At 64.1% G+C, this 12,506-nt stretch carries 13 protein-coding genes; 8 read left to right on the plus strand and 5 right to left on the minus strand.

Features of this window, described 5'->3' with window-relative positions; translation table 11 throughout:
• Positions 1-20 precede the first annotated feature (20 nt).
• On the minus strand, positions 21-935 hold the full coding sequence (locus NCT32_RS15380; RefSeq protein WP_061118366.1) for a LysR family transcriptional regulator: 915 nt from the start codon (positions 933-935) through the stop codon (positions 21-23).
• Between the two features lie 107 nt (positions 936-1,042).
• On the opposite strand from NCT32_RS15380, the gene NCT32_RS15385 reads away from it, so the two are divergent.
• Both NCT32_RS15385 and NCT32_RS15390 read left to right on the plus strand, forming a co-directional pair.
• Positions 1,043-2,014 (plus strand): alpha/beta fold hydrolase, encoded by a 972-nt coding sequence (locus NCT32_RS15385; protein ID WP_061118239.1) that lies wholly within the window; start codon positions 1,043-1,045, stop codon positions 2,012-2,014.
• Positions 2,015-2,069: 55 nt separating this feature from the next.
• A complete protein-coding gene (locus NCT32_RS15390; RefSeq protein ID WP_061118365.1) occupies positions 2,070-3,038 on the plus strand; it encodes a glutathione S-transferase family protein in 969 nt (322 codons plus the stop codon).
• Here the strand turns inward: NCT32_RS15390 and NCT32_RS15395 are convergent.
• Both NCT32_RS15395 and NCT32_RS15400 read right to left on the minus strand, forming a co-directional pair.
• Positions 3,026-3,877: a 3-hydroxybutyryl-CoA dehydrogenase gene (locus tag NCT32_RS15395; protein ID WP_061118238.1), complete on the minus strand. Its 852-nt coding sequence runs from the start codon at positions 3,875-3,877 to the stop codon at positions 3,026-3,028. The genes NCT32_RS15390 and NCT32_RS15395 overlap by 13 nt on opposite strands.
• A gap of 115 nt (positions 3,878-3,992) precedes the next feature.
• Positions 3,993-4,472 carry a 2,4'-dihydroxyacetophenone dioxygenase family protein gene (locus tag NCT32_RS15400; RefSeq protein WP_061118237.1) on the minus strand — a complete coding sequence of 160 codons (480 nt, stop codon included), beginning with the start codon at positions 4,470-4,472 and terminating at the stop codon, positions 3,993-3,995.
• A gap of 121 nt (positions 4,473-4,593) precedes the next feature.
• On the opposite strand from NCT32_RS15400, the gene NCT32_RS15405 reads away from it, so the two are divergent.
• The 5 genes from NCT32_RS15405 to NCT32_RS15425 all read left to right on the plus strand — a co-directional run bounded on the left by NCT32_RS15405 (position 4,594) and on the right by NCT32_RS15425 (position 8,530).
• Positions 4,594-5,520: an ABC transporter ATP-binding protein gene (locus NCT32_RS15405; protein ID WP_061118236.1), complete on the plus strand. Its 927-nt coding sequence runs from the start codon at positions 4,594-4,596 to the stop codon at positions 5,518-5,520.
• Positions 5,517-6,278 carry an ABC transporter permease gene (locus NCT32_RS15410; RefSeq protein ID WP_061118235.1) on the plus strand — a complete coding sequence of 254 codons (762 nt, stop codon included), beginning with the start codon at positions 5,517-5,519 and terminating at the stop codon, positions 6,276-6,278. Before NCT32_RS15405 ends, NCT32_RS15410 begins: the two co-directional genes overlap by 4 nt.
• A 43-nt stretch (positions 6,279-6,321) precedes the next feature.
• Complete coding sequence (gene msrB / locus NCT32_RS15415) at positions 6,322-6,804, plus strand: peptide-methionine (R)-S-oxide reductase MsrB (protein ID WP_061118234.1); 483 nt, start codon at positions 6,322-6,324, stop codon at positions 6,802-6,804.
• Between the two features lie 31 nt (positions 6,805-6,835).
• The gene (locus NCT32_RS15420; RefSeq protein ID WP_061118233.1) at positions 6,836-7,417 is read left to right on the plus strand and encodes a hydrolase; all 582 of its coding nucleotides are present in this window, start codon (positions 6,836-6,838) and stop codon (positions 7,415-7,417) included.
• Positions 7,418-7,480: 63 nt separating this feature from the next.
• The gene (locus NCT32_RS15425; protein WP_061118232.1) at positions 7,481-8,530 is read left to right on the plus strand and encodes a patatin-like phospholipase family protein; all 1,050 of its coding nucleotides are present in this window, start codon (positions 7,481-7,483) and stop codon (positions 8,528-8,530) included.
• A 353-nt stretch (positions 8,531-8,883) separates the two neighbouring features.
• Here NCT32_RS15425 and NCT32_RS15430 read toward each other — a convergent pair whose 3' ends face one another.
• Entirely contained in the window at positions 8,884-10,047 is a 1,164-nt protein-coding gene (locus NCT32_RS15430) for a metallophosphoesterase (RefSeq protein ID WP_061118231.1), read from the minus strand.
• Between the two features lie 255 nt (positions 10,048-10,302).
• Here NCT32_RS15430 and NCT32_RS15435 point away from each other — a divergent pair, with 255 nt between their 5' ends.
• Positions 10,303-10,902 carry a hypothetical protein gene (locus tag NCT32_RS15435; RefSeq protein ID WP_086961040.1) on the plus strand — a complete coding sequence of 200 codons (600 nt, stop codon included), beginning with the start codon at positions 10,303-10,305 and terminating at the stop codon, positions 10,900-10,902.
• Positions 10,903-10,983: 81 nt separating this feature from the next.
• Here the strand turns inward: NCT32_RS15435 and NCT32_RS15440 are convergent, their stop codons facing one another.
• Positions 10,984-12,444 carry an NAD-dependent succinate-semialdehyde dehydrogenase gene (locus NCT32_RS15440; RefSeq protein WP_061118230.1) on the minus strand — a complete coding sequence of 487 codons (1,461 nt, stop codon included), beginning with the start codon at positions 12,442-12,444 and terminating at the stop codon, positions 10,984-10,986.
• Positions 12,445-12,506 lie beyond the last annotated feature (62 nt).

Genomic DNA, 12,506 nt, shown 5'->3' on the forward strand with positions numbered 1-12,506 from the left:
AACGCAGTTATAACCGGGTCTTACGCGAACGCGTCGATCCCTTCGACGAGACGCTCAGCGAGGCGCGGCTGCCGCAATTGCTGCGTCCACCATTGCAGCGCGCGCCCTTCGTGATCGCCGCGCCATGCGACGTACAGGACGTTCGGCTCGCGCGGATCGGCGGTTTCCTTCTCGACGAGTTCGCCGCGCGCAAGCAGCGTTTTCACGCGATGCCGTGGCACCCAGCCCGTGCCGAGCCCTTGCCGCTGCGCGAGAATTTTCGCGCGCATCGTCGGCACGGCGAACGCGGCCTGGCCGCCGAGCACCCCGTATGCGCGCCCCGCCGAGCGCGACGAATCCGCGACGACGACCGCCCGATGCGCCGCGATCTGATCGCGCTTGAGCGGCCCGCGCACCGTCGCAAGCGGATGGCGCGGCGACACTGCGAACGCCCATTGCATCACGCCGAGCTCGAACCAGCGCAGGCCGGGGATCGCCGGCGGCTCGTTGGTCGCGCCGATGATCAGATCCGCGCGGCCGTCGCGCAAGGCTTCCCAAGTGCCGCCCAGCACTTCATGGGTGATGCGCAGCGCGACGCCGGAATCGAGCGCATCGAACGCCTGCACGACCGGCAGCAGCGTTTCGAATTCGAGAATCTCGTCGCAGACGATCCACAGCCGGTCTTCCCAGCCGCTCGCGATCTGCTTCACGCGCTGCGCGAGGCGCGATACGTCGAGCATGAGACGCGATGCTTCATCGGCGAGAAGATGGCCGGCGGGCGTCAGTTCCAGACGATAGCGGCGCCGGTCGAAGAGCAGCGCGTCGAAGCGCGTTTCCAGTTGCCGCGCGGCATGCGACACCGTGGACGGCGCCTTGCCGAGACGCGCCGCCGCGCGCGAAAGGCTGCCGGTTTCGCGGATCGCGTCGAGCAGCGAGAGTTCTTCCTCTGACAACATGTTCGACTCCATCGAACGAGTTCATCGTCCGGATCGTACGGCAAAAGCGGTGCGGCGGATCAACATGAGCGTCATCGGGATAACCCAACTTTCGATGGAGCTGAACGATGAACGCCTTCCTGCACACTATGCGCCGCGCCGCCGGCGTGCTTCTCGCCGCCGCCGCCCTGCAGCCGGTCGCGCATGCCGCAAACGCGCCGCGTGCGCCTCAGGCGGCCGCCGCCGCGAGCGCGATCCAGTCCCGCACGATCGATGCGAACGGCGTCGGGATTCACTATCTGCAAGCCGGCCACGGCGACGCGACGCCCGTCGTGCTGCTGCACGGCTACACGGAGACGAGCCGCATGTGGCAGCCGCTCGTGACGCGTCTCGCGGGCGAGCGCGTCGTGATTGCGCCCGATCTCCCGGGCGCGGGGGGCTCGGCGATGCCGGCTTCCGGCTACGACAAGAAAACGCTCGCGCAAGACATTCACGCGATGGTCCAGGCGCTCGGGTTTCGCAAGGTCAAGCTCGTCGGGCACGACATCGGGCTGATGGTCGCGTATGCGTACGCGGCGCAATATCCCGACGAAGTGGACAGCATCGTGCTGATGGACGCGTTCCTGCCCGGCGTCGGCGACTGGCAGAAAGTCTGGCTCTTGCGCGACAAATGGCACTTCAACTTCTACGGCGACACGCCGGAAAAGCTCGTGCGCGGCCGCGAGCGCATCTTCTTCGAGCACTTCTGGAACGACTTCGCCGCCGATCCCGCGCGTTCGGTGAGCGAGGCGGATCGCCGTTACTATTCGGCCCAGTACGCGCGCAATGGCCGCATGCGCGCGGGCTTCGAGTATTTTCACGCGTTCCCGCAGGACGCGAACGATTTCGCCGCCTTTGCCCGAACGCCCCTGCAGATGCCGATGCTCGTGCTCACGGGCGAACGCGCGTCGGGCACGTTCCTGATCGATCAGGCGAAGCTCGTCGCGACCAACGTGCAGGGCGTGGTCGTACCGGGCGCGGGCCACTGGCTGATGGAAGAAGCGCCGGACGCGACGATCGCGCAACTCGTGCGCTTCATCGACGCGCCTTCATCGAACTGAGATGCAGCGATGCCGCGGCGCGCGTCTTGCGCAGCGGCGCTCAAGGAGAACGGAAATGGGACTTCTCGTCGACGGAAAATGGCAGGACAAATGGTACGAAACGGCGTCGACGGGCGGGCGCTTCGTGCGCAAGGACGCTGCCTTTCGCAACTGGGTGACGGCCGATGGCGCGCCGGGGCCGAGCGGCGAGGGCGGTTTCGAGGCTGAAGCCGGTCGCTATCACCTGTATGTCAGCCTCGCGTGCCCGTGGGCGCATCGCACGCTCATCGTGCGCGCCCTGAAGGGGCTGGAAGCCATGATCGACGTATCGGTCGTGAACTGGCTGATGCTGGAACACGGCTGGACCTTCGACGACGGTCCGGGCGTCGTGCCGGACACGATCAACGGCGCGCGCTATCTGCATCAGGTCTACACGGCGGCCGATCCGCATTACAGCGGCCGCGTGACCGTGCCGATCCTGTGGGACAAGGCGCGCGGGACGATCGTCAGCAACGAATCGTCGGAGATCATCCGGATGCTGAATTCGGCGTTCGACGGCATCGGCGCGAAACCCGGCGACTACTATCCGCGCAAGCTTCAGGACGACATCGACGCGCTCAACGCCCGCATCTACGACACGGTGAACAACGGCGTCTACAAGGCGGGCTTCGCGACGACGCAAGCCGCGTACGAGGAAGCGGTGATGCCGCTTTTCGAGACGCTCGATTTTCTCGAAGAACGCCTGAGCACGCGTCGCTACCTTACGGGCGAGCGTTTCACCGAAGCAGATATCCGCCTTTTCACGACGCTCGTGCGCTTCGACGCGGTGTACGTCGGCCACTTCAAGTGCAATCTGCGGCGCATCGCGGATTATCCGAATCTCTCGCGGTTCGCGCGCGAGATCTACCGGATGCCGGGCGTCGCGGCCACGGTGAACTTCGAGCACATCAAGCGGCATTACTACGAGAGTCATCGGACGATCAATCCGACGGGCATCGTGCCCGCCGGACCGGCGCTCGATTTCGACGCAGCTCAATCGTACTGATACACGCCGCGCTTCGTCTTGCGGCCGAGACGCCCCGCCGAGACGAGTTCGCGCAGCAGCGGGCACGCGCGGTACTTCGAATCGCCGAAGTCCTTGAGGAACACGTCCATCACCGAGAGGCATACGTCGAGGCCGATCAGATCCGCGAGCGCAAGCGGGCCGATCGGATGATTCGCGCCGAGCTTCATGCCCGCGTCGATTTCCTCCGCGCTCGCGACGCCTTCGTAGAGCACGAAGAACGCTTCGTTGATCATCGGCACGAGAATGCGGTTGACGACGAAGCCCGGAGAGTTGCGCACGCCGATCGGCGATTTGTCGAGTTTTTCGGTGAGTTCGCGCACGGCGGCAGCGGTTTCATCGCTCGTCTGCACGCCGCGAATCACTTCGACGAGTTGCAGCAGCGGCACCGGATTGAAGAAGTGCATGCCGATGAAGCGCTCGGGCGCGGCGAGCGTCGCGGCGAGCGCGGTGATCGAAATCGACGACGTGTTCGACGCGATGATCGCATCGGCGCGTGCAGCCCCTTCGATCTGCTTCAGGATGCGATTCTTGAGCTCGGCGTTCTCCGTCGCGGCTTCGATCACGATGTCGGCGTTGGCGAGGCGCGCGTAATCGGTCGATGTCTCGATGCGCTTTAACGCTGCATCGCGCGCGGATGCTTCCAGCTTGTCCTTCGACACGAGCCGCTCGAGGCTGCCCGTGAGCGCGGCGACGCCCTTGGCGAGTGCGGCGTCGGTGACGTCGATCAGCACGACCTCGAAGCCCGCGACGGCCGCGACCTGCGCGATGCCGTTGCCCATGGTTCCCGCGCCGACGATACCGACGGTCTGAATCTTCATGCTTTTGCTTCTCCTTGATCTGCGCCGGCCGGAAGCGGCCGGCAAACCGGAAAGGGTCGAAAGCGCGCGATGCGCATCCAGGCGTCGATTCTAACCAGTGGAAAAGGCTGCGGCGTTACCCGAAAGCCGTCAGATCTTTAGGGGCGATGCCGTTTGCATGACAGAAGGCGGCGTAACGTTCCCAGCCGCTCTTCCAGTTTTCAGCGGCGAGGACGTGGCCGCTGTCGTTCACGAAGAGCAGTTCGCCCTGGATGATGTTGAGCGTGACGATGTCCGCGCTGCCCGAATCCCCCGCAAGCGCTTCCGGCGTATGACTCGACCCCGCTGTCTCGTACACGATGCTCCCCGGCCCCGCGATCCAGTCGTGCTCGCGGTACTTCCAGCGCCCCTCGACCGTATAGACGATCACGGTTCCCGTATGCCGATGCCGGGGCATCTGGCCTTTCGCCGGCGCCTTCATGAGCGCGATGACCTCGCCGCGGATCGGATCCAGCTTGAAATACTTGACGAGCACGCGCTCGCTATACGGTGTGAACGGCACCCACGGCAGGTCCGCGTCGTTGAGGCAGGTGGTCTGGATCTGTTCGAACAGCATGATGTCGGCTCCCGGTATTCAGCAGTGCATTGTAGGCAGTGCCGGGCCCGGCGAACATCGGCCGAACGGACGACCCCTTTCGTCCAAGCCGGATCGCGCGGTATCTGATATCGTCCACGCCATGCCAACCATCATCACTGTTTCCAACTTGTCCAAGACCTACGGGTCGGGCTTCCGCGCGCTCCGGGACGTGAATCTGGAGATCCGCCGCGGCGAAATTTTTGCACTGCTCGGCCCGAACGGGGCGGGCAAGACGACGCTCATCAGCACCGTCTGCGGCATCGTCAATCCGAGCGAGGGAAAGGTCACCGTCGCGGGCCACGATATCGTCACGGACTATCGCGCCGCCCGCGCGATGATCGGCCTCGTACCGCAGGAACTCACGACCGACGCGTTCGAGACCGTCTGGGCGACCGTGTCGTTCAGCCGTGGCCTCTTCGGCCGGCCGAAAAATCCTGCGTATGTCGAGAAGGTGCTGAAGTCTCTCTCGCTATGGGCGAAGAAAGACAACAAGATCATGACGCTCTCGGGCGGCATGAAGCGGCGCGTGCTGATCGCGAAGGCGCTTGCGCACGAACCCGAGATTCTCTTTCTCGATGAGCCCACGGCCGGCGTCGATGTCGAGCTGCGGCGCGACATGTGGGACCTCGTGCGCGAACTGCAGCGCAACGGCGTGACCATCATCCTCACGACGCATTACATCGAGGAAGCGGAGGAGATGGCGGACCGCATCGGCGTCATCAATCGCGGCGAGATCGTGCTCGTCGAGGAGAAGCGCGAGCTCATGCGCAAGCTCGGGCAGAAGAAGCTCACGCTGCAGCTCGAGCAGCCGCTCGCGCATATTCCCGCGCCGCTCGAGCCTTACGGTCTCACGCGCTCGGCGGACGGCAGCGAGCTCACTTACACGTACGACGCGCATGACGAGCCGGGGCGCATCATCGCGCTGTTGCGCCACGTCGACGAAGCCGGCGTGCGTTTCAAGGATCTGCAAACGACGCAAAGCTCGCTCGAAGACATCTTCGTGAGTCTCGTCAGGGAAGCCAAATGAATCTATACGCCGTTCGCGCGATCTACCGTTTCGAAATGGCGCGCGCCGGGCGTACGCTGATGCAGAGCATCGTGTCGCCCGTCATTTCGACATCGCTTTATTTCGTCGTATTCGGAGCGGCCATCGGCTCGCGCATTCCGGAAGTGGACGGCATCAGCTACGGCGCGTTCATCGTGCCCGGGCTCGTGATGCTGTCGCTGCTCACGCAAAGCATCGCCAATGCGTCCTTCGGCATCTATTTCCCGAAGTTCACGGGCACGATCTACGAATTGCTGTCCGCGCCGGTGTCGCACTTCGAGCTCGTCCTCAGCTACGTGGGCGCGGCCGCGACCAAATCCGTCATCCTCGGCCTGATCATTCTTCTTACCGCACGATTATTCGTGCCGCTCAGGATCGATCATCCTGTCTGGATGATCGTGTTCCTGCTGCTCACATCCGTGACGTTCAGCCTGCTTGGGTTCATCATCGGCATCTGGGCGGACGGCTTCGAGAAATTGCAGATCATTCCGCTTCTGATCGTCACGCCGCTCACGTTTCTCGGCGGCAGCTTCTATTCGATCAACATCCTGCCGCCGTTCTGGAAGGCCGTTGCGCTGTTCAATCCGGTCGTCTATCTGATCAGCGGCTTTCGCTGGAGCTTTTACGGGCTCGCCGATGTCCAGGTCGGCGTGAGTCTCGGCATGACGCTGGTGTTTCTTGCGGTATTTATCGCGATCGTTGCGTGGATCTTCAGGACGGGATACCGGCTCAAATCGTAGCGCGGCGCCGGCCGGCGAATGCAGGCATGAGGGCGGTCATCGGATGAAAATCATGGGACGCACGAAGCGCAATCTTCTCGGCGTGATGGCCGCTGCATTCTCCGGCGGCGCGGGCACTTCGGCGCCCGCCCGATCGTACGATATCGACTACAGCAGCGCGGAGTGGCGCCGCCGTCTATCGTCGGAGCAATTCCGCGTGCTCAGGCGCGGCGGCACCGAGCCACCGTTCGCGAGCCCGCTGCTCAAGGAGCGTCGTGACGGCACGTATGCGTGCGCGGGATGCGGGCTCGCACTGTTTTCGTCGGCGACGAAGTTCGACAGCGGCACCGGCTGGCCGAGCTTCTGGAAACCTGTCGATGGCGCCGTCGCGATGCACGCGGACGCGACCGGTCACATGCGCAACGAGGTGCATTGCCGGCGCTGCGGCGGACATCTCGGCCATGTCTTCGACGACGGACCGAAGCCCACGGGCCTGCGCTACTGCATCAACGGCGCGGCGCTCGAATTCCGGAACGACGAAGCCTGAGGCCACGCATTCATCCACCTTCCTCGCGACCATGAACGCTCCTGAACTCAAGCTCGACCCCTCGAAGACCGCGCTCGTGCTGATCGATCTGCAGGCGGGCATCGCCGCCTTGCCCGTGCAGCCTCACGACGCCGCGAGCGTACTTGCCAATGCGCGCGCGCTCGCCGATCGCTTTCGCACGCTCGGCGCGCCGGTCGTGCTGGTCAAGGTGGCGTTTCCGAACGGGCCGGGCGGCCTGCGTCCGATCACCGATGCGGGACAGGCGCAGGAAGCGCCGGAGCCGGCGGGCTGGAGCGAGCTCAGCGCGGAACTGGGCGTGCAGGCGTCCGATATCGTCGTCACCAAGCGGCAATGGGGCGCGTTCTACAACACGGATCTCGACTCGCATTTGCGCCGCCGCGGGATCGACACGATCGTGCTGGGCGGCATCGCGACGGCCATCGGCGTGGATTCGACTGCACGCGGCGCGCACGAGCGCGGCTATCAGCAGGTATTCGTCGAAGACGCGATGAGCGACCTGCACGCCGATACGCACGAATCGACCTGCCGCTATATCTTCCCGCGCATCGGTCGCATTCGTTCGACGCAGCAGGTGCTCGCGGCGCTGGCATAGCGGCGCGCGTCGCCTATCCTGTAGCGTACGTCCGATGTCGACGGACGCAAGCGAGGTGCGGTGATGGCGGCCATTCCGAAAGTAGCGATCGCATGTCAGGGCGGCGGCAGCCATGCGGCGTTCGCCGCGGGCATCCTTGACCGGCTGCTGAGCGGCGAGTTCCTCAACCGCTTCGAACTCGTGGCGCTGTCGGGAACGTCGGGCGGCGCGATGTGCGGCGCGCTCGCGTGGGCGGGCCTGCTGCTCGGCGGCCCTCCCGATGCCAGGCGGCGCCTCGCCGGCTTCTGGAAGGATCTGGAGGCGCGCGAGGGGCCGGACATCGTCGCCAATGCGGTCGGCACCTGGTATGCGCGCCTGCCCGTCAACGCGGAAATCAGCCCGTATCTCTATCCACCGGTCGCCGAGGAGCGTCTGCGCGAACTGCTCGACAAGCATCTTCCGTTCGCGTCGCTGCCGACGGAGCCGAAGCAACGCGCGCAGCCGACGCTTCTTGTCGGCGCGACCGATGTGCGTACGGGCGATCGCGTCATCTTTCCCGGCGACAGGCTCGATCAGGATCAGCTGGTCGCATCGGCCGCGGTGCCGCCGCTGTATCGCGCCGTCGCAGCCGACGGGCGCATGTGCTGGGACGGCCTCTTCAGCAGCAATCCGCCAGTGCGCGAATTCACCGATCTCGGGCTCGACACGCGGCCCGACGAAATCTGGGTCGTGCAGATCAATCCGCAATATCGTCGCGAGTTGCCCGAATCGACGAACGAGATCATCGACCGGCGCAACGAACTTTCCGGCAATCTCGCGCTCGGGCAGGAGCTTTACTTCACGACGCGCGTAAACGAACTGCTGAAAGCCGACAAATCATTGGAGAAGCGCTACAAGCCGATCAAAGTTCGCGTCGTGCAGATGCAGCTCGACGCAAGGGATTATCCCGGGCCGCTCGACTATGCATCGAAGCTCGATCGCAATCCGGCGCTGATTCATGCGTTGATCCGCAAAGGACGCGAGCGGGCGGAGTGGTTTTTCGATGCGCGCTCCGACTGGCCGAGGGAAGGCACGGCTCCGCACAAATGCGTCTATGCGTCGACGCCAGCGGCGATGTCGGCTAAGGCAAGATGAATATTCGTACCGGTGATATCGATGCGATGCTCCGGCGTTTAGGAAAGGTCTTGTGGCCTTGGCCTTTGTGTTCCCTTACTTTGTAGTCACTCGCCGGCGGGGCCCCGCCTGCCGGTTCGAGCGCGTCCGTTCATCCCCCTGTTCGGGCGCGGCGCTTTCCCCAAGCGCTGGACGCGCGGCGCGGTAGCGTCGCGCGTCTTTTTTTTTGTTCTTCGTGGGTTTTCGGAGAGCGGTTGTGGGTAGGCTTTAGTCGGCGTGAAGAGACCCTGACGATGCGACGTGTAGCGTGGCTGAGTTGGGGCGCCAGGCGCCGTTCCCCGGCATTGCGCGAAGAACCGTTTTATCCAATCCCATCACCCACCCGCCGAAGCCACAAGCCGAACAAGCGTGATCTCCGACGGCGCTCCCAGCCGCTTCGGCGGTCCCCAATACCCGGTACCCCGACTCGTATAAACCCAAAGCCCGTTGAACTTCACAAGCCCCGCAACAAAGGGTTGCTGCAGTCGCACGAAGAAATTCCACGGCAGGAACTGGCCGCCATGCGTGTGTCCCGATAGCTGCAGCGTGAAGCCCGCTTCGGCCGCCGCCACGGCGCTGCGCGGCTGGTGCGCGAGCAGCACGCGCACGGCGGCATCGGCGGGGGCGCCGCTGATCGCCTTCGCGGGGTCGCTGCGATGCGCGGGATCGAAACTGCCTGCGCTGAAATCCGTGACGCCCGCGAGCACGGCCTGCGCGCCGTCGTGATTCAGCACGACATGCTGATTGAGCAGCACGGTCAGACCCAGGCGCCGGAATTCGGCGATCCACTTGTCAGCGCCCGAGTAATACTCGTGATTCCCGGTCACGAGAAACGTGCCATGCCGCGCGCTGAGGCCCGCGAGCGGGCGCGTGTGTTCGGCGAGATTCGGCACGGTGCCATCGACGACATCGCCCGTGACGGCGATCAGATCCGGTTTGAGCCCGTTGACGGCCGCCACGATGCGTTCGACATAGTGACGCTTGATCGTCGGCCCGACGTGAATGTCGCTGATCTGCGCGATCGTGAAGCCGTCGAGCGCGGCCGGCAGATCGTCGATGGGCACGTCCACACTCACGACCGGCGCGCGCCGCCGCGCGTTGTAGAAGCCGATCGCCGAGAAGAGCACGGCCAGGAGCGGCACGGCGAGCGCGCTATAGGCGACCAACGCCGGCGAGCCGACGGGCGCGCCGCGCATCCAGTCGACGAGATGCACGAAGAACAGAATCACGTCGCGCGCGAAGGTCAATAAAAGCAGCGACGAGAAAAACCCCAGTGCGGTCAGCCCAAGCCAGGCCAGGCGATCCGCGAGCGACTGCGGCTCGATCTGCCGGGCCGCCATGCCGAGAGGAATGACGATGACTGATGCCGCGAGCAGGACCGCCGCCAGCACCTTGAGCGGCAGGCCAACGGGCGCGTCCGGGATGAGCCGCATGCCGACATAGACATGAAACAGAACACCGATGCCGATGAAGCGGAGAAAGAATGCCGAGCGTCGCATAACACCCCTGGAGGGATCGAAGAAGCGGCAGGCGGACGGGCGTGCGCCCGTGCGGGATAGGGACCGATTTTACCGGTTCGACGCCATGCTTGCCTTTGACAGTTCCAGTCAGGCGCAGGTCGACTCGTAACATATCGTGTGATGAGTTGGATTCGCACTGTGTCGCGCGGTATATATAACGCGGCCCCGTCGCTAAGGCAGTGGTCAATAAAGTTGAATAATCTGCACTACAAATCTAAAAGAGGGATGCATGCTATGAACGTGAAACTGTTTGCGATATCGATTCTCTGCGCGTCGGCAATCATCACGTCGACGGGCGCTGCCATGGCTCAGAACGAGCCGCTCGCAACGTCCGCCCAGAAGGTCGTCAGCGTGGCCGAGCCGATACGCGTCGAGGCGACGATCATCGGTATCGACGCCGCCAACCGCACGCTGATGGTCCGCGGTCCGCGCGGGGACGCAACCGTGCTGGTGACCAAGGAAGTCACGAACTTCGACAAGCTGCACGTCGGCGACAAGGTCGATGTGCTCTACAAGAACGCGTTGCTCGTGAGCGCCGAAAAGGTGAAGGGTAAGGGCGAGCGCGCGCGTGTCGATACGACGGCGTACCAGCCGACGTCGGGCGAGAACGGTGTGACGGGCTTCGACGCGGCACGTCAGGTCGAAGTCCTCGCGACGGTCGAGAACGTCGACAGCAAGAAGCGCAGGATCACGTTGCGCGGCCCGTGGCGCACGGAGACATTCGATCTCACGCCGGACTTCGCGGCGCAGAAACTCAAGAAGGGCGACATGATCCACGCCGTGTTCGTCTCGGCGACGGCGGTGCAGGTCACGCCTGTCGCCTCGGCGAAGTAACTCGCCGGGAATCGGCGCAAACAAAAAGCCTCGGCACGCATGTGTCGAGGCTTTTTGTATCACACGAGGCGAAACGCGCGATCAGACTGCCATGCAGAGATACTTGATGACGACGTAATCGTCGATGCCGTAATGCGAGCCTTCGCGTCCGAGTCCGGACTGCTTGACGCCCCCGAACGGCGCCACTTCGTTCGAAATCAGCCCGGTGTTGATGCCCACCATGCCATATTCGAGCGCTTCGGCCACGCGCCAGATGCGGCCGATGTCGCGGCTATAGAAGTACGCCGCGAGACCGAACTCGGTGTCGTTGGCGAGGCGCACGACTTCATCGTCGGACGAGAATTTGAAGATCGGTGCAAGCGGACCGAACGTTTCCTCTTTCGCGACTTTCATGTCGGGCGTGACGCCGGTCAGCACGGTCGGCTCGAAAAATCCGTGACCGAGCGCGTGACGCTTGCCGCCCGACGCGATCGACGCGCCTTTCGCCACTGCATCTTCAATGTGCGATTCGACCTTTTTCACCGCCGCTTCGTTGATGAGCGGACCGAGCGCCACGCCGCTTTCGGTTCCGAGCCCGACCTTGAGTTTGCCGACAGCCGCCGCCAGCTTTTGCGCGAACGCATCGTAGACGCGCTCGTGCACGTAGAAGCGGTTCGTGCACACGCAGGTCTGGCCGCTGTTGCGATACTTCGATGCAACCGCGCCTTCCACGGCGGCGTCGAGATCGGCGTCGTCGAACACGATGAACGGTGCGTTGCCGCCGAGTTCCAGCGTCACCTTCTTGACTGTCGGCGCGCTTTGCGCCATCAGCAGACGCCCCACGGCGGTCGAGCCGGTGAACGACAGCTTGCGCACGATCGGGTTGCTCGTCATTTCGCCGCCGATCGCCTTCGGGTCGCCGGTGAGGATGTTGAGCACGCCCTTCGGCAAGCCAGCGCGCTCGGCGAGCACGGCCATCGCGAAAGCGGAGAAAGGTGTCGCTTCGGCGGGCTTCACGACGATCGGACAGCCGGCCGCGATCGCCGGGCCAACCTTGCGCGTGATCATCGCGGCGGGGAAATTCCACGGCGTGATCGCGGCGCACACGCCGATCGGCTCCTTCGTCACGACAATGCGTTTGTCGGCGGCGGGCGTCGCGAGGGTATCGCCGGCAACGCGCTTGCCTTCTTCCGCGAACCATTCGATGAACGACGCCGCATAGCCGATCTCGCCCTTTGCCTCGGCGAGCGGCTTGCCTTGCTCGGTCGTGAGGATCAGCGCGAGATCATCGGCGTTGGCGGTCATCAGGTCGAACCAGCGGCGCAGGATGATTGCGCGTTCTTTTGCGGTTTTCTTGCGCCATGCGGGCCATGCGGCGTTGGCAGCATCGATGGCGCGGCGCGTTTCGTTCGCGCCCATCTTCGGTACGGCGCCGAGCGATTCACCATTCGCCGGGTTGATGACGTCGAAGGTCTCGCCGTCGTCGGCTTGCTGCCATTCACCGTCGATGTAGGCAGCGTGACGCAGCAGCGTCGGATCCTTCAGTTGGTCTTTCAAGTTCATGTCTTTGTGAGTCCCTGGTTTGGCTCTTGGGGCTTTTTTTGTTGTTGTTGCCGGATTCCACG

The sequence above is a fragment of the Caballeronia sp. INML2 genome (genome assembly GCF_023631365.1).
GTDB classification, from domain to species: Bacteria; Pseudomonadota; Gammaproteobacteria; order Burkholderiales; family Burkholderiaceae; genus Caballeronia; species Caballeronia turbans.

Coding starts and splice junctions, on each gene's coding strand:
- NCT32_RS15380 (WP_061118366.1), bottom strand. CDS start 935: ATGTTGTCAGAGGAAGAACTCTCGCTGCTCGACGCGATCCGCGAAACC.
- NCT32_RS15385 (WP_061118239.1), top strand. CDS start 1,043: ATGAACGCCTTCCTGCACACTATGCGCCGCGCCGCCGGCGTGCTTCTC.
- NCT32_RS15395 (WP_061118238.1), bottom strand. CDS start 3,877: ATGAAGATTCAGACCGTCGGTATCGTCGGCGCGGGAACCATGGGCAAC.
- NCT32_RS15435 (WP_086961040.1), top strand. CDS start 10,303: ATGAACGTGAAACTGTTTGCGATATCGATTCTCTGCGCGTCGGCAATC.
- NCT32_RS15410 (WP_061118235.1), top strand. CDS start 5,517: ATGAATCTATACGCCGTTCGCGCGATCTACCGTTTCGAAATGGCGCGC.
- NCT32_RS15420 (WP_061118233.1), top strand. CDS start 6,836: ATGAACGCTCCTGAACTCAAGCTCGACCCCTCGAAGACCGCGCTCGTG.
- NCT32_RS15400 (WP_061118237.1), bottom strand. CDS start 4,472: ATGCTGTTCGAACAGATCCAGACCACCTGCCTCAACGACGCGGACCTG.
- NCT32_RS15440 (WP_061118230.1), bottom strand. CDS start 12,444: ATGAACTTGAAAGACCAACTGAAGGATCCGACGCTGCTGCGTCACGCT.
- NCT32_RS15425 (WP_061118232.1), top strand. CDS start 7,481: ATGGCGGCCATTCCGAAAGTAGCGATCGCATGTCAGGGCGGCGGCAGC.
- NCT32_RS15430 (WP_061118231.1), bottom strand. CDS start 10,047: ATGCGACGCTCGGCATTCTTTCTCCGCTTCATCGGCATCGGTGTTCTG.
- NCT32_RS15405 (WP_061118236.1), top strand. CDS start 4,594: ATGCCAACCATCATCACTGTTTCCAACTTGTCCAAGACCTACGGGTCG.
- msrB (WP_061118234.1), top strand. CDS start 6,322: ATGAAAATCATGGGACGCACGAAGCGCAATCTTCTCGGCGTGATGGCC.
- NCT32_RS15390 (WP_061118365.1), top strand. CDS start 2,070: ATGGGACTTCTCGTCGACGGAAAATGGCAGGACAAATGGTACGAAACG.